Origin of the sequence: Gimesia chilikensis (assembly GCF_008329715.1) — a bacterium.
GTDB classification, from domain to species: Bacteria; Planctomycetota; Planctomycetia; order Planctomycetales; family Planctomycetaceae; genus Gimesia; species Gimesia chilikensis.
In genome coordinates this window covers 589,843-609,017 of record NZ_VTSR01000005.1, presented here as the reverse complement: position 1 = coordinate 609,017, position 19,175 = coordinate 589,843, and the positions used below count along the sequence as shown (strand labels likewise).

The following is a 19,175-nucleotide window of genomic DNA, read 5'->3' as shown; positions in this document are numbered from 1 at the left end:
TGAATTTCAAAGCAGGGCCCTCATTCCATGGGGGCCCTGCTCTTGCGCATTGAAAGTTCTAGGATGGCAGATAAGCAGGAATCCAGATGAGAGGGCTCGACCGATGAATTCGCCCCCCACACCAGAGGAACATCCCAGTGGTAAACCTGGCAGTCAGGATGAAACTGACTGGGTAGACTCGATCGTTGCCTTCTTTGAAGCAATACAGCGTTTCTTTCGGATTCGAATTCTGGTTCTGCATCGTGATCGGAAAGATCGCATTGAAACACGGAGTACGGCATTGCTCCCCCTGGCAGGATTTACGCTGGGGTTGGTAGTCACTGTACTGCTCGCTCTGCTACAGTTTCTCTGGCCCCTGGAAGTTGCCGTATTACTGGTTGCTTCACTGGAGTTATTGTTTTTACGCACTTTTGTGCCAGAATCAATTCCCCAGTGTCGCGAATTTCTGAGTCAGCGTGGGACTTCTGGTTCAGCTGGTAATCTTTTCGTGTTGACGATCGTGTTCATGCTGCTCCGTGTCACTTTGTTTTATCAGCTCTATGCCGAATCCGAGTCTTTGCTTCCACCTTCAATTCTGATTCTGATTTCCATTTCACTGGGGACCTGGATTATTCCGTTTTCCATCAGTGTTGTGCAGGCGCAGGATGATACTGCTCGGTGGGTGAACCCCAGATATCCGCTTTCTTTGAAACAGCTGGCTTATGGAAGCTGTTTTTTGATTATCGTGATTATGGCTGGGAGTTGGCTTGCGTTACGCGATCTGGCGCCTGCCCTGGTTGTATCCGGGGTGGTGATTTACTGGGTGATGCGAAAACTTGAAGATCATGATGCAACTGTGACCGACGTGCATCTGGAAGGGCTGGCCTCACTGTTCCAGATTCTTTTTTTGCTTGCGAGTACGATCGATTTTTCATTTCTGAAAACGGTTTCTGAGTGACTTGGCAATTGACTGAAATCAGACACGTCGTCTGAATTCGGCCCGCATTAAGCCATGTGCGAATTCCCTCTGGTGAATAACTCGAAAACCATGTGCTTCCAGGAGTGGTGCGGGATTGATCAGGGCAGTGGCCTGAATGTTTGAGACCACTTTAAAGAAAAGATACATGGTTTTCAGCCAGAGAGTTGCACGCAATTGTTTGAGCCTGCTACCTGCTACCTGAAAGTCTGCATATAACCAGATCGCATCATTGCAGCAGGAATCAGCGATTCTGGTAATGCCCTGACTGAGTGTCGGTTCGTTAAAGACATCGAGAAAGAAGTTCGTTACGACCAGATTATAATTATCTTCGGGCATGTTTTCTTTAGAGAGATCACATTTATAAAAGCGAACGCGTGGTCGTGCCTCGGGAAACTGTTTTTTAATGCGAGCTTGAGCTAAATCCAGCATGACTTGACTGGAATCGATGTAGTGCACTTGGGGACAGTTTGTCTGCTTCAGGAATTCCAGGAGAAACCGGCCATCGCCCTCACCAATCATTGCTACTTTTTCAAGGTGGGATAACTCTGTTAAAAACACGGTACGGCAGAGTTGCATCTGATTCCGAAATACGAGCTTCTCCAATCGCTCAAAGCAGGGAGCGATCCGATTAAAGTTCATGATAAAATACTCAGAATTAACCAGGGAGTCAGTAGTGCAAGATCTGCTAAAACTGGTTTTAAGCGTGAACTGACATTTCCGCGATCCAGTCCGATCAAGAGTAACGTGCTTAAGAGCAGGGATAGTTCAAAGACTGGTACCTGTTGATTCCACATCATTAATATAGAAATGACTGACTGAAGAATAAGAAAGACAATTAGAATATGATGAAACAGCTTCAGTCGTTCAGGATTGCTGGTAAAAAAAGTTACTTCCCGGGCGTCTAAATCGGAAGTAAACTCCCAGCGGGAGATTGCAAGGCAGTTCAAAGTGCAGATCGCAAAGAAACTGAAGCCGGTCCAGAATTGGTAAGGAGCCCAGGCTGGTTGTTGGACAACAATAAAAAAATGGGTTGCGATGGAAAAAAACATTCCAACCAGAAATTCTCTCGGCAGAAAACTTCTAGCAAGATGAGGAAAACAAAAGCAACTCCCGAAATACAATGCCAGTAATGATAACAGGCAAAAGCCCCACCTCAATTCTGTAGAGTTAAGTGCCATCAACAGGAAACAAACGGAAAACGTGGCTGTAAGTAACCAGAGTCCGAGTAAAGGTACGAAATGCTGAGAGGTGAACCGATGGCGCGGAGTATTTCTAATGCTCCCAGGGGTTCTCAGTGTGTCCAGCAGTCGATCTCCGGAATAGGCCAGCCAGGTGACACTAAATAATATGTAGTAGTGAGTTGGAATAATGTAGCAATTGTATATGTGAGAGAAGAACCAGAGCCAGGTAATGGCAACCAGGGGGGCATCCAGGCTGAGAGAATTGATCGATAATAACGCCTTCTTGAGTAGACGGCGGATAGAACCAGTCAGAGATAATGTGTTTTGCCCCTCATATGTAAGCTCATCGGGGTGTGAGAATTTGTCTGGACTGGTTAATATTTTACTTAACATGTTACCTGTAAGTGATTTCTGGAAATCGCCGCTTCCATCTTGAGCAGTTTCTGTAAAAAAAGACACGGAAACAGGAATCGGGGTATTAGAGTCAAGCAAATCAGATGACCCAAGTGGTAGTATGTATTGAAGAATCAGAAGCTCTCTGAAAATTCACCTGTTGAAACAAATATAACTCTTCGCATAAAGTATTAAAGACCATATCCGTGTGAATTCCGGGGTGAGAGTCCCTGTTTTCAAGGATCGTACAGCTTCGAACAGGAATCTGAAGATGCCGCTAAAAACGGGGACCGTTGAAGAGCCCAAGCTCGATTTAACCCCCATGATTGACATTGTATTTTTGCTGATCATCTTCTTTATGGTCGGTACACAGTTCACTGAAATGGAGCGTCAGTATGACATTCAACTCCCAACAGTGACTGATGCGAAGCCACTGACCAACCTTCCTGATGATATCATAGTCAATGTAAGTCAGAATGGTGAAGTCACACTTCAGGGAGAAAAGAAGACGCTAGCAGAGCTGGAGACAGCTTTGAAAGAGGCCGTTAAGAATTTTCCTGGACAGTCTGTAGTTATCAGAGGGGATTCTACGGGGCCTTACCAGAATGTGATGAATGTTCTGGATGTCTGTCATCGAGTTAATATCCGGTCTGTCTCCTTAGCAAATCGATTGAGTGACGAATCCTCAAAATGAACGATCGACTGCATAACCTCATCGAAAGAATTCTGTCAGGACGTGCCATCACGTTTGAGCAGATTCTGTGGGGTGTCCTCATCCTGGCAGCATTATTCGCATCCATCCATCTGCTTTCAATGCTGGTGACGCGCTGGGGAGACAGTAATGCATCATCCAAGGCACTCTTGTTTTCGATAATCGTGCATTTGTCTTTGTCCCTGGGGGTCGTCACACTCTGGCCTGAACAGGCCCCCCAGTCTCTGAGTAAAGCAGAGTTGGCTGAGGAACGTGAGCGAAAAGAAAAAGATCAGCAGAAATTCACGCTTCAGGCTGAAAGTACGGAGACCAACAAAAACAAGGAGCCCGGGAACACTCCTGTCTGGGATCAGTTACAGCAGCCTGAGAAACAGGAATTATCCCGTATCGAACTCACACGTCCCGAATTTGATCCTTTGATGGCACCACCTGAGAAAGATCTTCCCCGGGAAATCTCGGAAATGCCGATGCCTGATCTGATCTCGGAGGCCGATTTACCGATCACACCCGCCCGGGTAGAACGAGAGAGCGTCAGCCAAAAGAAAATTCAGGCGGTCGCACCCTTGGAGATCACTGACACAACGGCGGAATCCCGGGCAGAGGTCTCGGTGCCTTCGAACTCTCGTGATCGGAGTAGAATGATCCGAATTGGTCAGACGAATCAGGATGTCAAACGTCAATCAGCGCCCGGGGCCGTAGATCGAATTCAGCCATCGTTCAGCGGCGAAAAACAGACACTGGCCTTGAATGCGCAAGTTGATCCGCAATCGAAACTGGAACGGAATGCCAAAGATTCCATGGTTTCTCGCAGGACCGGACCTGCTCCGTCCAATCTGAAGATTGAACCGACGGGAGTAGAAACTGACGCGGCAAGTAAGACACAGGCGAACTCTGCACCTACCGAGCCAAGGTTTTCTCGTCGAAGAACTCGATCTACCCGGTCGGTATCGCAGGGGACCGTTAAACGCTCCTCACCGCAGGCAACAGCGGGTAAGGAAAACCCTGACACACAGCGATTGATGGCTGAACGTAGTTCGTTGCCGCTGACAATCAACAGACCGGGTTTACAACCAGATGCAATGCGTCCCAGTTTTGATGCGGTTTCAAATCGTACCAAAGCAAATATTCCTGCGACTTATCGATTGAGAAACCTTTCGAAACGCAAGGAAATCGCTCAACGCTTTGGTGGAACGGAAGAATCAGAACGCGCGGTGGAAGCGAGTTTGAAATGGCTGGCGACACATCAGGAACCAGCCGGATTCTGGGATGCAGATCGATTTGGCGCAGGTAAAGTGCGTATCGACGAACAGGGAATCGACCGTCGCAATGCAGGGATACAGGCCGACTCCGGACTGACGGCACTCGCGATTCTGGCCTTTCTCGGGGCCGGGTACACCCAGGAAGAGGGAGATTATTCAGATAATCTCAAGCGGGCGATTGGCTGGATGGTCGAGAATCAGCGGTCGAATGGTTTTCTGGGTGGAGAAGCGACACACTATGCACGCATGTATTCGCATGCGATGGCGACCTATGCTTTGGCCGAAGCATATGGATTACAGTCGGATCCGCGGTCTAACCCGCAACTGCGCGAAGCCGTGGGGCGTGCCATTGCCTATATCGTAGAAAATCAGAACCCCTACGATGGAGGCTGGCGTTATGTCAAAGGGCAGAAAAGTGACATGAGCATGTTTGGCTGGCAACTGATGGCGCTCAAGAGTGCAGAAATTGCCGGTATTCCAATCCCCTCCGATACCAAACGGCTGATGGTGAAATTTTTAAAGGAACGCAGTCTCGGCAAGAATAATGGGTTGGCTACCTATCGATTAATGGAGCCTGCCACTCCGCCAACATCGGCGATGACTGCAGAATCTTTATTTTGCAAACAGATGCTGGGAATCAGGAGGGATAACCCAGCCTGTAGAGAAGCAATTCAGTTTATTTCAGATCGCCCTCCACGCCTCTCAGAATACAATCTGTACTATTGGTACTACGGCACTCTGGCGATGTATCAATATGGAGGAGCACCCTGGCGGGACTGGAATGAAGACTTACGAGATCTATTAATTTCGGAGCAGGTCACACGGGGAGAAAATGCAGGTAGCTGGGATCCACGCCCCCCCTGGGGACCATATGGTGGACGGCTTTATTCCACAACCATCAGCACACTCTGTCTGGAAGTGTACTATCGATTTTTGCCTCTGTATCAGATGGGAGGCCGCTACGATGATGAACCATCTCAGGAATGAATTCGAATTTCCGAATGGCAGTGGTTGATTTCTACACCTGCATCTCCCATACAATGTGGTCAGGGTCCCTGATCTTTTAGCGTGTGCTTTATGCACGTTTATCAAAAAAATCTACTAGAAAGAGCATCTCCATGAATGCTTCCCAGAAAGCATACGATCAATTAATCGCACGACTCAAACAAGCAGCCCTGCTGAGTTCCTGTTCTGCTATTCTGGAATGGGATGAACAGACCTATCTCCCGGCAGATGGTGCGAGTCATCGAGCAGATCAGCTTTCCATGATGGCAGGAATGGTTCATCAGGAGGCTACCAGTCCGGAAACCGGGGACTTGCTGAACGAACTGGAAAGCGCTTCGGAGTGGGAAGAAGATTCGGTAGAGCAGGCCAACATTCGTGAGGCTCGACATGAATATGACCGGATGACAAAACTCCCCCGTCAACTTGTAGAAGAGTTGTCCCGGGTAGCGACTCTTTCACATCATGCGTGGGTAAAAGCCCGCAAGGAAAATCAGTTCAATGATTTCCTGCCCTGGCTCGAAAAGATGATTGGCCTCAAACGCGAACAGGCTGCCGCGCTCGGATCTGAAGGGCAGGCTGCTTACGATGCTCTGCTGGACGAGTACGAACCCGGTGCGACTTCAAAAATGATCGAGCAGGCCTTTACCCCGTTGCGCAATGAACTGGTCAAACTTGTTTCTGCAATCAAAGAATCCGGAATTGTTCCCGATGTCTCCCTCCTGACCAGAAAATATCCTGTTGAAAAGCAGCGAGAGTTCAGTCTCTCCGCTGCTGAAAAGATTGGATTTGATTTTAATGCCGGCAGGCTTGATATCGCGGCTCATCCTTTCTGCAGTGGAATTGGTCCGGGGGATTGCCGCCTGACGACCCGCTATGATGAACACCACTTTCCCGGTGCTTTTTTTGGAACGCTGCATGAAGCAGGTCACGGTATTTACGAGCAGGGGTTACTCAAGGAAAACTTTGGCACTCCCGCCGGAAGTTCAACCTCATTGGGCATCCATGAATCTCAATCTCGAATGTGGGAGAACCTGGTGGGGAGAAGCCGTCCGTTCTGGAACTGTTTCTATCAGTCTGCACAACAGCAGTTCCCGGAAGCCTTAGCTGATGTTGCCCAAGATGACTTTTATCGGGCGATCAATGACGTGCGCCCTTCGTATATTCGAGTTGAGGCAGATGAGGTAACCTACAATCTGCACATCATGCTGCGTTTTGAACTTGAGCAGGCGCTCATATCCGGAGACCTGCAACCTGCTGATGTTGAGTCTGCCTGGAATGAGAAATTTACGAGTTACTTTGGTATTACACCGGACACGCCTGCGAATGGCTGCCTGCAGGACGTGCACTGGAGTGCTGGTCTGATTGGTTATTTCCCGACATACGCCCTCGGAAACATGTATGCAGCTCACTTTTTCCATGCTGCAGACAGTGAACTGGGAGGCCTGGACGATCTCATTGCGCGGGGAGAATTCAGCCCGCTCAAGGAATGGTTGAATCAAAACATTCATCAGCACGGTAAACGCTATCGAGCGAATCGATTACTGGAAGTGGTGACGGGAGAAACTCTTTCACACGTTCCGCTTGTCGATCAGTTGAATCGCAAATATGGCGAGCTCTACAACCTCTAAAATATCAAAGTACAACGGCAGAGAGCAGGTATATGTCCAATTCCAGCGCTAAAAAAGATTTCCTGATTGCCCTGGCTCTGGTTGTCACCGGAGCTGTCATCTTTTCTTCCTGGTTCGCGTTCCGTTTGCCGGAGTCAACCTTACCCGAAGGGGGTATGGCCCAGTTGAAGGTGGGAACCGAGGCCCCTCCCATTCAAGCAGCAGGCTGGGTGAATGGTGACCCTCATCAGGACGACTACCTTAAGGGGAAAGTGATTGTTGTTGATGCATGGGCGACCTGGTGTGGTCCCTGTCGAATGGCAGCACCGCATCTGGTGGAGGTGCATGAGAAATTCAAAGATCAAAATGTGGCGTTTGTCGGTTTAACCTCCGATGGTGAAGATCTGCTTCCCGTAATTCAGGAGTGGCTGGACGAAACGGGAATCACGTGGCCCAATGGATACGGGGCAATTGATTCTCTGCTTGCTTTCAAGGCAGAATTTATCCCACAGGTCTGGGTGATCGGTACGGACGGAAAAGTGGTCTGGAATGTTGACTCAGAGAGAACTGAATCTCTGGAAGAGGGAATCGCACGCGCTTTAAAACTGGCGCAACAGTGATGAATACGCCTCCCAGTCACGCGGGCTGATCGCTGAATCGCCTCCAGGAAGGACAACAAAATGAGCCAGCAGAAGCTAGAGCAAAATGTAAATGGGATTCGCATGCAGGTTAGTATCGCCGGGGAAGGGCCACCTCTGCTGCTGGTGCATGGATTTCCGTTAAGTCATCGAATGTGGCAGGCTCAGATTGCCCATTTTCAGCAGCAGTATACTGTCATCGCTCCTGATCTGAGAGGCTTCGGCGGATCAGATGTCACGGTCGGAACGGTAAGTATGAAACAACACGCTGAAGATCTGAAGGAACTACTTGCGCAACTGGAAGTCGGTGAGCCTGTTAATTTCTGTGGCCTTTCCATGGGAGGGTATATTGCCTGGGAGTTCTGGAGGCACTTTCCGGAAAAACTGAAAACATTGATTCTCTGCGATACCCGTTCCGATGCAGATACCGAAGAGGGGATCAGCAATCGGTTAAAAATGGTCGATCTGGTGTTACGCCATGGCCCCGAAGCTGTCGCTTCAGCAATGATCCCCAATCTGTTGAGTAAGACATCACGAGACTTGTACCCGGAGATTGCGCAGGATCTGATTGCAGAAATCGAAGCAGCAGATCCTGAAGGGATTGCTGCCAGCCAGCGAGGTATGGCGGAGCGTGATGATTTTCTGGGTATACTTGATCAAATTCAGATTCCCGCATTACTCATCGTCGGCAGTGACGATGTCCTGACACCTCCGGATATCATGCAGGAAATGGCTGTAAGGCTCCCAGAGGCCAGCTGTCGTGAAATTCCACGAGTGGGGCATATGGCCCCTCTGGAAGCGGCAGAAGAGGTCAATCAGGCGATGGAAGAATTCTTAGCTGTTGCCAGGTAGACTTCGATGTTGCGAAATGCGATTATCTAGAAGTCTTCATGGCTGAGAGCCGGGATGACCAAATTTGTTTTACTCAGAATATGAAGGGATCCACAATGGGTAAAAATCATTCTCAACGTTTTCTGGATATCGTGAATGATGCGAAATCAAGAGTGACCGAGTGCACTGTGCAAGATGTGCAGACACGTAAGCAAGCGGGCGATGAGTTTCACCTCATTGATGTACGTGAAGATCATGAATTTCAGGCAGCACGCATTCCTGGCGCTATTCATCTCGGGAAGGGGATCATCGAACGCGATATCGAGCGGGCATTCCCAGATACCTCTACCACATTGATTTTGTACTGTGGTGGCGGCTTTCGCTCTGCTCTGGCTGCAGATAACCTGCAAAAAATGGGATACACTCAAGTGATCTCAATGGACGGTGGGTTCAGCGGATGGAAGAATGCCGGTTATGCGATCGAGTCAGGTTCATAAAGAGAGTAGAAACCAGTTTGGGAATAAACAGAGCCCGTTACCGGAAGAGGTGACGGGCTCTGAGTCTATACTGGTTATATCTGGCTGCTGCCGTTAACCGAGCTCCCAGTTATAAGCGGAGAGCTGCATGAGCAGGAAAATAATTCCTGTCACTAAAGCGGCAAGGGAGACAAACAGTAAGCCGACATAAATGTTCGGGCCACCTGATTCTGCAGTGGCTGCTTTTCCTTTAGACTTAGAGCTTCGAGTTGACATGATCACCTTTCTCAATCACACCGTTCTTGGCGGCGTCTATCACAGTCCCGACTGCTGTATCAGGATCAACATATACTAATTCAATTTTACCCAGGTACTTGGGACGATTACCATTTTCCTTGTTACCAAAACGGTAGACATACAGTTGATGGCCTTTGCTGAGCCCGTCATCACTGCCTAGCGAAACTTCTACAAACCTGGTTCCGTTCCGTTTGTCTTTCTTGGTATTGATGATAACACCTTCAACTGCCGGCGGTGGCGTCTGCATGCCTGCAATCGCGGGGTCATTCGGGTCGATGCCCAGATTGGAGACAATTTTATTCAGATAATTCAGTTCTTCGAGAACCTTGTTATGTTTGGCAGTCAGAGTTTTTTCCTGAATACTCTTGGTGAAAATCGTATCTTCCAGGCTCTTGATGTTAGCCCGCAGGTCATTGATTGTGTCATGCAGGGTTTTGTTAACTACGCGCTGGCGATCTGATTCCTGACGGCGAAAGTTCGCTTCTTCACCCGTAGTTTCAGCCTGGGCTACCGAAGTGTCTCTTTCAGCACGCACAGTTTCCAACTGATTCTGATAAGATTTGTTCTGTGCTTTCAGGGCATCATTCGCGGCTTTAGCCGTTTGCGCCTGACTCAGGGCATCATTCATTTTCTGAGTCATTTCCGTTTTGTAATTGCTGTACTCGGACTCAAGCTCGTTCATGCTTTTCTGCATGCTGGCTACATTGTCCTTGAGCTTCAGGCTTTCGTTACGCCAGTTCGTCTGTGCTGTAAAGACTGCTCCGGCGAAACCCATAAAGCAGACGCTGAGGACAACTTGAACGACGACCAGTACCTTGCCGACAAACGACATCTAATCGCTCCTGATATTGATAAAAATGGAAGTTTGTATCTGGTGAAATCTGAAACCAGTCTGAGACTGAAATCAGAGGGATTTATTTTTTAGTGAACTCTTGGGTGTCAGATCCCTTGACTGCTTTTTCCAGCAGCGTTTTCTGTCTCTGGAGCCGATGTACTTTTCCTTCGATTCTTGCAATGTAATCACGCAGTGTTTTCTGCTGTTCCTGGGTCAGGTATTTCTCGTTGCGGATTTCATCGATCTGGTCCTGGAGCCGGAAGACGTCTGCACGTCGTTCGGCAGCTTCCTGATTAATTTCCAGGGTCTGCTGGCTGATCTTGATACCTTCATTGGCCAACTGGGTGATCTGTGTATCCAGTGCCGCGATCTGCTGCTGCAGTTCTGCAGCCTTGGTATCCATGGCCTGTCGATCAACCTGATTGATTTGTTCCCAGTTCTTGATCGCCTTCTCCATGGGAGCAATGGGTTTCGTGATCTCTGAGAGTTGTTCGTTTTGTTGTTGGATCTGGTGTTTCTGAGCAGCGACGATCACTTTTGCCAGAACGGGGGAGGAGGAAATCTGTTCGCCACCTCTTCTGGTTTTGACGGTCCAGGTCGGATTTTCACCGGGCTGATATTCAAACAGGTAGTTTGTCAGCTTATCTTTTTCCTGAAGCCAGTTAGGGCCACCAACAGCTGAGGCCGCGGCAAATCCCATAAAGGCGATACTGGATACCAGTACCAGGACCAACAGGATTTTACTGAAACGAGTCATGGGGTTTTCCTGAGTCTATTTTGAAAGACTTCAATCTGTTCGGGTAGAGATTGCTCTCTTACTTAATATTATTATGTGCTAAGTTTTCGGCCGAATCTATCCACTTTATTCCTGGAAGAAAATAAGTTGGAAAATTCTCCGGAGTGGCCCTTACAGATGTGTCTTTGGAGCCTGTCAGATCCTGCTGAGTTGAAGCTTTTGATACTAACGAGAGCTTGTGCGCAAAAACAACCTATTTTGTCAAATCGGTTGTTTCCCTATTATAAATACGCTCAAAAAGCAGAGTCAAACTGAAATTCAGCTAACCATCTGGCATTTAACTGTTTGACCTTTCTAACTTGGTTGGCAGACATAATCGCTACCTTCGGAAAACTTGACATAACAGCAACCTGTCAGCATATACTAAGTGCTTATGGCCTTAGAGATTCCGGAGGGCAGACGACGGTTTCCTTCCAGCACTCCAGATTCTTCATGCTATGTGATCGCAAGTGCACTGAAAAGTGCTGGTCGTATAAAGATGATTATCCCAATCTGTTAACTTGTCGTGAAGCAAAGTCGTTTCTCTGAAAATACTTAGTAAATCACGTAGTTTGGTCCAAATTGCAATAGGTAAAATCAGGGCACAATGGTATTTTGAAAGTAAGACGACCATTACTTCAAACTAAGCAATCAATGTGGAAGCATTGAGCTGATACTGGGCCCTCCGATACCAGACGTATCGTAAACAATGGAGATTGGTTCATGGCTACCGAAGAAGTTCCCTATCATATCACTGCCGTCAATGACCATCTCAAGGTGCAATTGTTACCGGAATTGAACGAGTCCGCCTGGGATGAGCTGGAATCTCTCGGTGACACATTGCTGACGGAAGTCAAAAATCAGCAGTCCCCCAGCGTCATCATTGATCTGACCAGATTGGATTTTATTAATAGTTCTTTGGTGGCAATCGTGATCCAGGTTTGGAAGCTGGTAGATGAGCAGGGGGGAAAAACCGCCATCCTTAATACCAGTGAGATGGTCGAAGAGGTTTTAAATATCTCCGGTCTCAAGAAGGTCTGGTTCATCACCCCTTCTGAAGAGGATGCTGTCGCGCATCTGAGCCAGGCTGTTAAACAAGAGCGAATCGAGCGTCGCCGTACATTTTCAATGCCGATACTGCTGGGCATTGTCGCAGTGCTTTCCGCTGTGGCCTGTTTTGCGTTATACATCAGCGACACCCTGACCCTGGATCCGAAAATCGCGTTAGGGGCCACGATCTCCTTTTCTCTGGCAGGATTGCTCCTGGGGGCAACAGCACTCAAAGATCGTCGAAAGAATTTACGGATTCTCGGGGTGGTTGTCTTGATCAGCAGTCTGGTTTTGGGAGGACTTGGCCTCTTTAAACTGATTTAATGAGCTGGATTTTAGCCATTCCCAGTCATATTTCTCTCACCGAAGCTTATTGTTAGGACAGAAAGAGTCGAGTCATGTCAGATACTCCTGCGAATACCGAGAACAAAAATGAAGGGCGGCAACAGGCACTCCAGGCCGAGCTGCGGGAACTGATTGACGTTGTAGGGCCCGGCCCGCTGGTTGACTTACTGATGGAGCGTGCTTTTCAACTCCAGGCGACCGACATTCATTTAGATCCCCTCGAAGACGGATTAAGACTTCGATTAAGGGTCGACGGGATGTTGCACGATATCATCCAGCTTCCCAAGGAAGCGGCAGCATCCGTGATTTCCCGTCTCAAGCTGGCTGCCAATATGGATATTACAGAACGGCGGCTGGCCCAGGACGGACACATTAATAACCAGACTCTGCAGAACCGTCGCGATATTCGTGTCGGTTCTGGTCCCACCATCCACGGGGAGCGGCTGGTGCTACGACTCATGCCGGATCACAAACGTTTTACACATTTTAACGAACTCGGTCTCAGTGAAGCTCAGACTTCTGAAATCACCAAATATTGTACAGCTCCGTATGGGATGATTCTGAGTGTCGGACCGGTCGGTTCCGGAAAAAGCACCTCCATTTACAGTTGCCTGGATTATCTTAACCAGACCGAAATGAGTCTGGCGACGATTGAAGATCCGGTCGAACGACGTATTGAAGGGGTGAACCAGATTCAGATAGATCCCAAAATCGGGTTCAGTTTTGCCGAGGCGCTCCGTGGGGTTTTGCGTCAGGATCCGAATGTGATCATGGTGGGAGAAATTCGAGATTCCGAGACTGCACATATTGCTGTGCGGGCAGGGCTGACGGGGATTCGTGTCCTCTCGACTTTGCATTCCAACGACGCCGTGGCGGCGATCGATGTTTTCCGAGAATTCGGGATTCCTTCCATGTTCATCACTGACAGTTTGCAGGGAATTATTTCTCAAAGACTTGTTCGTTGCATCTGCGAGAAATGTCGGGCTCCCTACCAGCCGGACTCAGGAGCATGTGAATATCTGGGGGTCAATTCGGATCAGCTGGCCGAATCCAAAATCGCAATGGGAGCGGGCTGTGATCATTGTTTCCAGACGGGGTACCTGGGGCGAACGGGGATCTTTGAAACTCTGGGAGTGCGTGGAGAACTGAGAGAAGCGATCCTGAGGGGGGCGACACAGACTGAAATCTTGCGACTTGCTTCCGAGAATGGCATGACGACGATGGAAGAATCTGGAAAAGCCAAGGTTCTGGAAGGGATTACCACGGTCCAGGAACTGCACCGGGTCCTCGTTTGAACCGCCGATTTAAGGCTCGGCTAGATAGCAGATCGATAAGCTCACGCTCTGTCTGTACACTATCTGTTTTCGGGCTTGTCGGTCCCGCGACTGTCAGTCAAGGTGGCGTTCTGCAGAAAAAATCATTCAAATCTAGTAGTTCTACTATATAATTTGACGTAGAGAGTCTCAGTGAAAAGTTAGCTGAGACTGGCCGTCTGCATATAATATCGTTAAATCATGCAAGACAGAGCCCATGAACATTAGAAATACTCAGCCATCTGACAATCTGCTATCACGCGAGAGTCAGACTGGTTTTTCCTATTCGGCGACGTCGTCCATGTCGAACCAGATCCGGTCCACGAAATCACCAATGAAGGACACAGCTCTAGTCAATCAACTCAGAGAGCGGTCATCATCCGCCGCAGAGCATCAGACTTCGGAAGAGGAAGAACCGGTTCTGTCCGTTAAGGAAAAGATATTTGTCTGGCTCGCCAGCTTCATGGCAACGGGTTACCTGTTTTCTCTCCTGTTACACTCAACGATCTTAACCGTCATGGCAATTGTGATTGTGGGCGGGATGCAGGGCAACGATCATCTCTCTACGGTAGTCACCCTGGACGATGAAGATCAATTTGCATTTAACGGTCCTCTGGATACGCGTGTCGAGGAAGAGGCGGGAGGCAAAACGACTGAGTTCGATGTAATGCAGCCCGTCAAGACGCTGACCGGTGAGGCGGAAGAAGCCTTGAAAGAAATGGAAGCGGATGTTTCCCTGCATCTGGGGAAAGGAGATGGTGATGCTGATGGGGACGGCTCAGGCAGTGGTGGAGGTGAATTCAAATTCAAACCGATGGGTAATGCCGTCACGGCGGGGAGCTTTACTGCCTGGACCGTACCCAAAGACCCTGATCTGAACGAAGATTATCTGATCATCATCCAGGTTAAGTTGCCAACCAGTTATAAGTCGACGCGGTATCGTGCTTCAGACCTGATGGGGCTGGTGCTGGGGACAGACAGTCATCGGCAGGCAATCCCCTGGGATGTGCGCTGGCCCAATTCAACGTTCACTTCCACGGCTACAGGCGATATCCGCCCGGTGGATAAAGGGGACTATCTACCACTAAAGAAACGTGTAGCTCAGCTGATCGTCAAAGTTCCGGGTTCCAAAATACCTGCGACACGCGACACGATCAGGATTCAGTCCAAAGTTCTCAAAGAAAAGCAGACTCTGGAAATCGAATTTTAATCGGGTGAGTCAGGTGAGGATTAGTCGGCCATCCCTCTGACGCAGTCCAGCCAGCCTCTTTCGTAGATCTCACCCAGACCGGCCCAGTGTGCGGGTGGCTCGCTCAGATTGCCTTTACATGAGGGGCAGGGAAGGTCTGGTTGTTTTGGGAACACAGGGCTCACTGATGTGTCACTGGAGATCCACAGTGCATCGCATTCATCACAAAGGATCACGAGGTCCAACTGACTGCTACAGATTCTGAGTCCCAGAGCCCCCTGTTCGCAAGCGGGGCAGATTCCGGTGTAATACATTATCGCGTGATCCTGTTTCACAAGTCGTTACATGGGGAATGCTGTAATTACACTGGAGCCTTCCAGTACGAGTCGGATCTTACTGGCGGGAGGTTTTCCCATCCTGTTTCCTACCTGGCCACCGACGTATCCAACCGGACGTTGCATGTCGACTGTGTAAACAGTGCGTTGCCCCTCCTGCTTTTTTTGTACGGTTCTGCCTCCCTGTAATGCTTTCAGGTAAGCTTCATCGATCAACGCCAGAACTATAGTCTGTTCGCCATTTCCTGCAAAGACGCCATGCTTGCCCGGGCGGCGAGGCTGGTCGGTTGCGTGACGCATGACATGCTTCAGACGATGCTTTTCCTGGCTGCCAGGACCATAGGTCAATCCTGCCGTAGATTCCCAGACTTGATTTCCGGACTTCTCTAGCTGTCCAAGTTCAGGACGAGATTCTTTTGAGTCGCTGCTGGAGCCCGGAGGAGGACGATTCGAACTCGCTGGAGTCCGTACCGTCTTTCCAGCGGGAGCAGCAGCTTTTCCTGAGGCGGTGGTCTGTGACTTTGGAAGTTCTCGATCGCTTGCATATCGAGGCAGGAGTTCTGCATCGATTTCGGGCGGCTGTGAACCCTGATCTAATCCATCTGTCGCGACAGACACAGAATGGTTGCTGCCGGGGACTTCTGGCTGTTTCCCCCGCTGCTGTTGTTGGAGTATCAGATAGATCACCAGAAAAACAGCGACAGAGATGACCCAGGCAGGTGACTTGCGCCTACCCGGTGTCTGTCGATCAGATGGTTGTTGCATCTTGAGTGTCCATTCCAGAATAGAAATCAGTCAGTCAGGGATAGTAGATAGTTCTCGTAGATCTGTTTGAGTTGTTCAACCTTCTCCGGATACTGTTTGGCCAGATTCTTTTTTTCGCCGATATCCTGGGAGAGATTTACCAGGAAGAGCTGATCTTCCTTGCTTAAGGGAGCCTGATTACTGGTGTCTCGGGGATGGCCCAGCAGTTTCCAGTCTCCGTCGCGGATGGCCCAGCTTTTGCCAATCTGCCAGTAGAAATTGTCGTGCGGGCTGGGAGCTTCAGCCGATTCGATTACAGCTTTCAGGCTTTTTCCATCTAGTTTGTGCCTGGGGAGTGAGGCACCGGTCAGGTCAGCAATTGTTGGTAACCAGTCACAGCCAGTTGCCAGTTGAGAACGAACTTCTCCTTCCGCAATCGTACCCGGCCAGGAAATCATGGCGGGTACCCGGATGCCACCTTCGAACAGACTGAACTTGGCCCCTCGATACGGGCCCGCATTACCACCCCCTCCGAATGTGCGCTCTTCAGTAGAATGTCCATGATCGGATTGAAAAATAACAATCGTGTTTTCACGCAATCCGTTTTCTTTCAGAGTCTGTAACACCTCGCCGATGCAGTCGTCCATGGTGGAAACGAAGGCCGCGTATTTATCACGGGGGGATTCGAGGTGTGCGTATTTTTTACGCCATTTGTCTTTCCCCTGTAACGGGTAGTGGGGCACATTAATGGCCCAGTATAGAAAGAACGGTTTTTCGTGCGGTTCTTTGATGATATTCTGACATTGTTTGACCATCAGATCGGGAAAGAATTCGCCGTCGTGCCAGACCTCTTTGCCGTTTTCCCAGAGATCGTGTCGGTTCGGACCATTCCAGTAGAAGAAGTGAGAATAATTGTCGATACAGCCACCCATGTGTCCGAATGAACGGTCAAAGCCCTGTCCGTTGGGCATGGTTTCGGGAGTATATCCCAGGTGCCACTTGCCGACATGGGCCGTCTGATATCCCGCCTGCCGCATCATTTCTGCAATCGTCACCTGTTCCGGCGGCATACCGCTCTTGCCATGATGTGAAGAGACATTTCCTGGAACTCCGGCTCGTCTTGGGAATCGGCCGGTCAGCATACCTGCCCGGGAGGGAGAACAGACAGGGGCCGAGGCATAGAACTGGGTGAAGCGAATTCCCTGATTGGCAATAGAATCCATGTGGGGAGTGATCAGGTCCTTGGAGCCATAGCAGTTTACATCAATTGATCCCTGATCATCGGTAAAGATGAGGATGACATTGGGCTTTTGTGACTTTGGCTCGGTGGCCGATGCACTTTCAATGAGCAGACTGAAGTTGGCAGCCGGCAGACAAACCAGAAACAGCCACAGACGAATGATTTTTGCTGTGTCTATCTTCGCTGAGCGCATGGGAAATCCTGATCTATTTAGAAAATTGAAATTGATCTGGTAACTGATTAATGATTGAAGAGTTATTCGTGAGGAGTCTCATCCCAGGCATTTTGAAAGACTTTCTCGCCATGGACCGTATAGGGATTTTGCATGCTGTCCTGATAGACTCCAAGCCCCGCGGTGACGCAGTGAGCGCCGGCAATGGCGACGTCGGCAATCTGTCGACCATTGCGAATTGCAGCTGCAATGATTTCTGATTCGTACTCGTGACGCTCCAGCATTTCGGCAACTTCCATAATGAAGGTAGTTGCTGAGTCACCATAGGTTTCTTTCCAGCCCATAAAGGGGCTGATAAAAGAAGCTCCGGCCCGGGCTGCATGCCAGGCCTGCGCCACGGAAAAGATCAGGGTGGCGTTCGTTCGAATGTTCTGGCTCGTCAATTCACGAATCGCTTTAAATCCACCTTCACTGGCCCCCACTTTAATTACGAAGTTGGGGGACATTTGCGCCAGCTTAGTGCCTTCTTCGACAATCTGTTCCCAATCAGTGATATGTGGATTGACTTCGACACTGACCGGTTTATCAGTGCCGGCAAAAAGCTCTGCGATTTCCTCGATCACCTTTAAAAACGGTTTGCCCGAACTTTTGATATGTTTGGGGTTGGTTGTCAGGCCATCCAGATCCCAGTATTCGAGTCCGTGTCTGATCTCCTCAGTGATGGCGCTGTCCAGAAACAATTTCATTGTGAATTCCTCAGGGGTAGATAAAATGACTAAAACTGCGATTGCGATTGATATAAATTGAAAGCTGTCACATGGAAGCATCTCTCAAGAATGTCTGTTATTATAAAGTGATCAGAATCCATTATTCCATGCTGCGTTTTTGGATTCTGCCAGAAACCATACCTTCGTAACAACCCAAGTGAACCTCGAGTTAAAGAACCTTCCCCATCATGTCCGCACAATTTCCGGATTACCTGCAGGTTACCCCTGATGAAATAGCCCAGGGAACAAATGTTAAATTCTCCGTGGTCAAAGATATGCCTGCCGTAGCTGAGCATATGGCCCATGCGATGTTGAGTGTGATCGAGCGGGCCCGGGAAGCGGGCCGTCAGCCAACATTGATTGTACCCGTTGGTCCCGTTGATCAGTATCCCGTGCTGGCCGAGATTCTGAATCAGCGGCAGTATTCCATTCAGGATGTGATGCTGATCAATATGGATGAATATCTGACCGATGATGATCAGTGGGTCGACATCACACACCCCCTGAGCTTTCGCGGTTATATGAATCGGAAGTTTTATGATCTGGTGAATCCTGAACTCGCGCCACTACCCGAGAATCGTATCTGTCCGGATCCGAATGATGTGGGTGCCATCCAGCGGGCTATCGACCAGCGGGGTGGTGTGGATGCCTGTTTTGGTGGAATCGGAATTAATGGCCACATGGCTTTCAACGAACCTCCAGAACCGGGTGAAGAGATTTCTGCTGAAGAATTTGCTGCCTATCCCACACGGAATCTGAATCTGACACGAGAGACGAGAACCATCAATTCGGTTACGGTAGGGGGCGAGATTTCAATTATTCCCTGGCGTGCCGTCACCGTCGGGATGAAAGAAATCCTGGCGGCCCGGGAACTGCACTTTTACTGCAACCGTCTCTGGCAGAGTTCGGTTGTCCGCCGTGTTTTACATGGCCCTGTCAGCAGTGCCTGTCCCGCATCACTGCTGAGAACGCACTCGGATGTATCAATGACGGTCGCGGAGTATGTGTCAGAGTTGCCTGATATCCGTTTGCGATAAATTTCTCACGTATTCA

At 49.3% G+C, this 19,175-nt stretch carries 19 protein-coding genes; 11 read left to right on the top strand and 8 right to left on the bottom strand.

The features are described from left to right. Nucleotides 1–103 precede the first annotated feature (103 nt). Entirely contained in the window at nucleotides 104–937 is an 834-nt protein-coding gene (locus FYZ48_RS06745) for a hypothetical protein (RefSeq protein ID WP_149338676.1), read from the top strand. Nucleotides 938–955: 18 nt separating this feature from the next. Here FYZ48_RS06745 and FYZ48_RS06740 read toward each other — a convergent pair whose 3' ends face one another. Both FYZ48_RS06740 and FYZ48_RS06735 read right to left on the bottom strand, forming a co-directional pair. Further along, the gene (locus FYZ48_RS06740) at nucleotides 956–1,597 is read right to left on the bottom strand and encodes a class I SAM-dependent methyltransferase (RefSeq protein WP_149338674.1); all 642 of its coding nucleotides are present in this window, start codon (nucleotides 1,595–1,597) and stop codon (nucleotides 956–958) included. Continuing rightward, nucleotides 1,594–2,598 carry a hypothetical protein gene (locus tag FYZ48_RS06735; RefSeq protein ID WP_149338672.1) on the bottom strand — a complete coding sequence of 335 codons (1,005 nt, stop codon included), beginning with the start codon at nucleotides 2,596–2,598 and terminating at the stop codon, nucleotides 1,594–1,596. The genes FYZ48_RS06740 and FYZ48_RS06735 overlap by 4 nt, the downstream gene beginning before the upstream one ends. A 205-nt stretch (nucleotides 2,599–2,803) precedes the next feature. Between FYZ48_RS06735 and FYZ48_RS06730 the strand changes: the two genes are divergently transcribed. From FYZ48_RS06730 to FYZ48_RS06705, 6 genes are all read left to right on the top strand, one after another. After that, complete coding sequence (locus tag FYZ48_RS06730; protein ID WP_145046604.1) at nucleotides 2,804–3,226, top strand: ExbD/TolR family protein; 423 nt, start codon at nucleotides 2,804–2,806, stop codon at nucleotides 3,224–3,226. Next, nucleotides 3,223–5,490: a prenyltransferase/squalene oxidase repeat-containing protein gene (locus FYZ48_RS06725; RefSeq protein ID WP_149338671.1), complete on the top strand. Its 2,268-nt coding sequence runs from the start codon at nucleotides 3,223–3,225 to the stop codon at nucleotides 5,488–5,490. The genes FYZ48_RS06730 and FYZ48_RS06725 overlap by 4 nt, the downstream gene beginning before the upstream one ends. Before the next feature lie 131 nt (nucleotides 5,491–5,621). Continuing rightward, complete coding sequence (locus tag FYZ48_RS06720) at nucleotides 5,622–7,136, top strand: carboxypeptidase M32 (protein WP_149338669.1); 1,515 nt, start codon at nucleotides 5,622–5,624, stop codon at nucleotides 7,134–7,136. Nucleotides 7,137–7,168: 32 nt separating this feature from the next. After that, entirely contained in the window at nucleotides 7,169–7,735 is a 567-nt protein-coding gene (locus FYZ48_RS06715; RefSeq protein ID WP_145045324.1) for a TlpA family protein disulfide reductase, read from the top strand. 60 nt (nucleotides 7,736–7,795) lie between these two features. Further along, entirely contained in the window at nucleotides 7,796–8,605 is an 810-nt protein-coding gene (locus FYZ48_RS06710; protein WP_149338667.1) for an alpha/beta fold hydrolase, read from the top strand. A gap of 95 nt (nucleotides 8,606–8,700) precedes the next feature. Then, a complete protein-coding gene (locus tag FYZ48_RS06705) occupies nucleotides 8,701–9,081 on the top strand; it encodes a rhodanese-like domain-containing protein (RefSeq protein ID WP_149338665.1) in 381 nt (126 codons plus the stop codon). A 93-nt stretch (nucleotides 9,082–9,174) separates the two neighbouring features. Here FYZ48_RS06705 and FYZ48_RS29195 read toward each other — a convergent pair whose 3' ends face one another. From FYZ48_RS29195 to FYZ48_RS06695, 3 genes are all read right to left on the bottom strand, one after another. Continuing rightward, on the bottom strand, nucleotides 9,175–9,336 hold the full coding sequence (locus tag FYZ48_RS29195) for a hypothetical protein (protein WP_187781897.1): 162 nt from the start codon (nucleotides 9,334–9,336) through the stop codon (nucleotides 9,175–9,177). Further along, a complete protein-coding gene (locus tag FYZ48_RS06700) occupies nucleotides 9,317–10,189 on the bottom strand; it encodes a hypothetical protein (protein ID WP_145192826.1) in 873 nt (290 codons plus the stop codon). Before FYZ48_RS06700 ends, FYZ48_RS29195 begins: the two co-directional genes overlap by 20 nt. Before the next feature lie 82 nt (nucleotides 10,190–10,271). Continuing rightward, nucleotides 10,272–10,949 (bottom strand): hypothetical protein, encoded by a 678-nt coding sequence (locus FYZ48_RS06695; RefSeq protein WP_149338663.1) that lies wholly within the window; start codon nucleotides 10,947–10,949, stop codon nucleotides 10,272–10,274. A 741-nt stretch (nucleotides 10,950–11,690) separates the two neighbouring features. Here FYZ48_RS06695 and FYZ48_RS06690 point away from each other — a divergent pair. From FYZ48_RS06690 to FYZ48_RS06680, 3 genes are all read left to right on the top strand, one after another. Further along, the gene (locus tag FYZ48_RS06690) at nucleotides 11,691–12,341 is read left to right on the top strand and encodes an STAS domain-containing protein (protein ID WP_149338661.1); all 651 of its coding nucleotides are present in this window, start codon (nucleotides 11,691–11,693) and stop codon (nucleotides 12,339–12,341) included. Between the two features lie 74 nt (nucleotides 12,342–12,415). Further along, complete coding sequence (locus FYZ48_RS06685; RefSeq protein WP_145045311.1) at nucleotides 12,416–13,657, top strand: GspE/PulE family protein; 1,242 nt, start codon at nucleotides 12,416–12,418, stop codon at nucleotides 13,655–13,657. Nucleotides 13,658–14,009: 352 nt separating this feature from the next. Further along, nucleotides 14,010–14,885, top strand: coding sequence for a hypothetical protein (locus FYZ48_RS06680; RefSeq protein ID WP_149338659.1), 876 nt, complete (start codon nucleotides 14,010–14,012; stop codon nucleotides 14,883–14,885). Nucleotides 14,886–15,205: 320 nt separating this feature from the next. Here the strand turns inward: FYZ48_RS06680 and FYZ48_RS06675 are convergent, their stop codons facing one another. From FYZ48_RS06675 to FYZ48_RS06665, 3 genes are all read right to left on the bottom strand, one after another. Continuing rightward, complete coding sequence (locus FYZ48_RS06675) at nucleotides 15,206–15,964, bottom strand: hypothetical protein (protein WP_149338657.1); 759 nt, start codon at nucleotides 15,962–15,964, stop codon at nucleotides 15,206–15,208. 26 nt (nucleotides 15,965–15,990) lie between these two features. After that, the gene (locus FYZ48_RS06670) at nucleotides 15,991–17,376 is read right to left on the bottom strand and encodes a sulfatase-like hydrolase/transferase (RefSeq protein WP_149338655.1); all 1,386 of its coding nucleotides are present in this window, start codon (nucleotides 17,374–17,376) and stop codon (nucleotides 15,991–15,993) included. Nucleotides 17,377–17,438: 62 nt separating this feature from the next. Then, the gene (locus FYZ48_RS06665) at nucleotides 17,439–18,101 is read right to left on the bottom strand and encodes a transaldolase family protein (RefSeq protein ID WP_149338653.1); all 663 of its coding nucleotides are present in this window, start codon (nucleotides 18,099–18,101) and stop codon (nucleotides 17,439–17,441) included. 209 nt (nucleotides 18,102–18,310) lie between these two features. Between FYZ48_RS06665 and FYZ48_RS06660 the strand changes: the two genes are divergently transcribed. Beyond that, a complete protein-coding gene (locus FYZ48_RS06660; protein ID WP_149338651.1) occupies nucleotides 18,311–19,159 on the top strand; it encodes a glucosamine-6-phosphate isomerase in 849 nt (282 codons plus the stop codon). The last annotated feature ends 16 nt before the right edge of the window (nucleotides 19,160–19,175 follow it).

Coding starts and splice junctions, on each gene's coding strand:
- FYZ48_RS06670 (WP_149338655.1), bottom strand. CDS start 17,376: ATGCGCTCAGCGAAGATAGACACAGCAAAAATCATTCGTCTGTGGCTG.
- FYZ48_RS06745 (WP_149338676.1), top strand. CDS start 104: ATGAATTCGCCCCCCACACCAGAGGAACATCCCAGTGGTAAACCTGGC.
- FYZ48_RS06660 (WP_149338651.1), top strand. CDS start 18,311: ATGTCCGCACAATTTCCGGATTACCTGCAGGTTACCCCTGATGAAATA.
- FYZ48_RS06725 (WP_149338671.1), top strand. CDS start 3,223: ATGAACGATCGACTGCATAACCTCATCGAAAGAATTCTGTCAGGACGT.
- FYZ48_RS06730 (WP_145046604.1), top strand. CDS start 2,804: ATGCCGCTAAAAACGGGGACCGTTGAAGAGCCCAAGCTCGATTTAACC.
- FYZ48_RS06720 (WP_149338669.1), top strand. CDS start 5,622: ATGAATGCTTCCCAGAAAGCATACGATCAATTAATCGCACGACTCAAA.
- FYZ48_RS06695 (WP_149338663.1), bottom strand. CDS start 10,949: ATGACTCGTTTCAGTAAAATCCTGTTGGTCCTGGTACTGGTATCCAGT.
- FYZ48_RS29195 (WP_187781897.1), bottom strand. CDS start 9,336: ATGTCAACTCGAAGCTCTAAGTCTAAAGGAAAAGCAGCCACTGCAGAA.
- FYZ48_RS06665 (WP_149338653.1), bottom strand. CDS start 18,101: ATGAAATTGTTTCTGGACAGCGCCATCACTGAGGAGATCAGACACGGA.
- FYZ48_RS06740 (WP_149338674.1), bottom strand. CDS start 1,597: ATGAACTTTAATCGGATCGCTCCCTGCTTTGAGCGATTGGAGAAGCTC.
- FYZ48_RS06700 (WP_145192826.1), bottom strand. CDS start 10,189: ATGTCGTTTGTCGGCAAGGTACTGGTCGTCGTTCAAGTTGTCCTCAGC.
- FYZ48_RS06690 (WP_149338661.1), top strand. CDS start 11,691: ATGGCTACCGAAGAAGTTCCCTATCATATCACTGCCGTCAATGACCAT.
- FYZ48_RS06715 (WP_145045324.1), top strand. CDS start 7,169: ATGTCCAATTCCAGCGCTAAAAAAGATTTCCTGATTGCCCTGGCTCTG.
- FYZ48_RS06685 (WP_145045311.1), top strand. CDS start 12,416: ATGTCAGATACTCCTGCGAATACCGAGAACAAAAATGAAGGGCGGCAA.
- FYZ48_RS06710 (WP_149338667.1), top strand. CDS start 7,796: ATGAGCCAGCAGAAGCTAGAGCAAAATGTAAATGGGATTCGCATGCAG.
- FYZ48_RS06675 (WP_149338657.1), bottom strand. CDS start 15,964: ATGCAACAACCATCTGATCGACAGACACCGGGTAGGCGCAAGTCACCT.
- FYZ48_RS06705 (WP_149338665.1), top strand. CDS start 8,701: ATGGGTAAAAATCATTCTCAACGTTTTCTGGATATCGTGAATGATGCG.
- FYZ48_RS06680 (WP_149338659.1), top strand. CDS start 14,010: ATGAAGGACACAGCTCTAGTCAATCAACTCAGAGAGCGGTCATCATCC.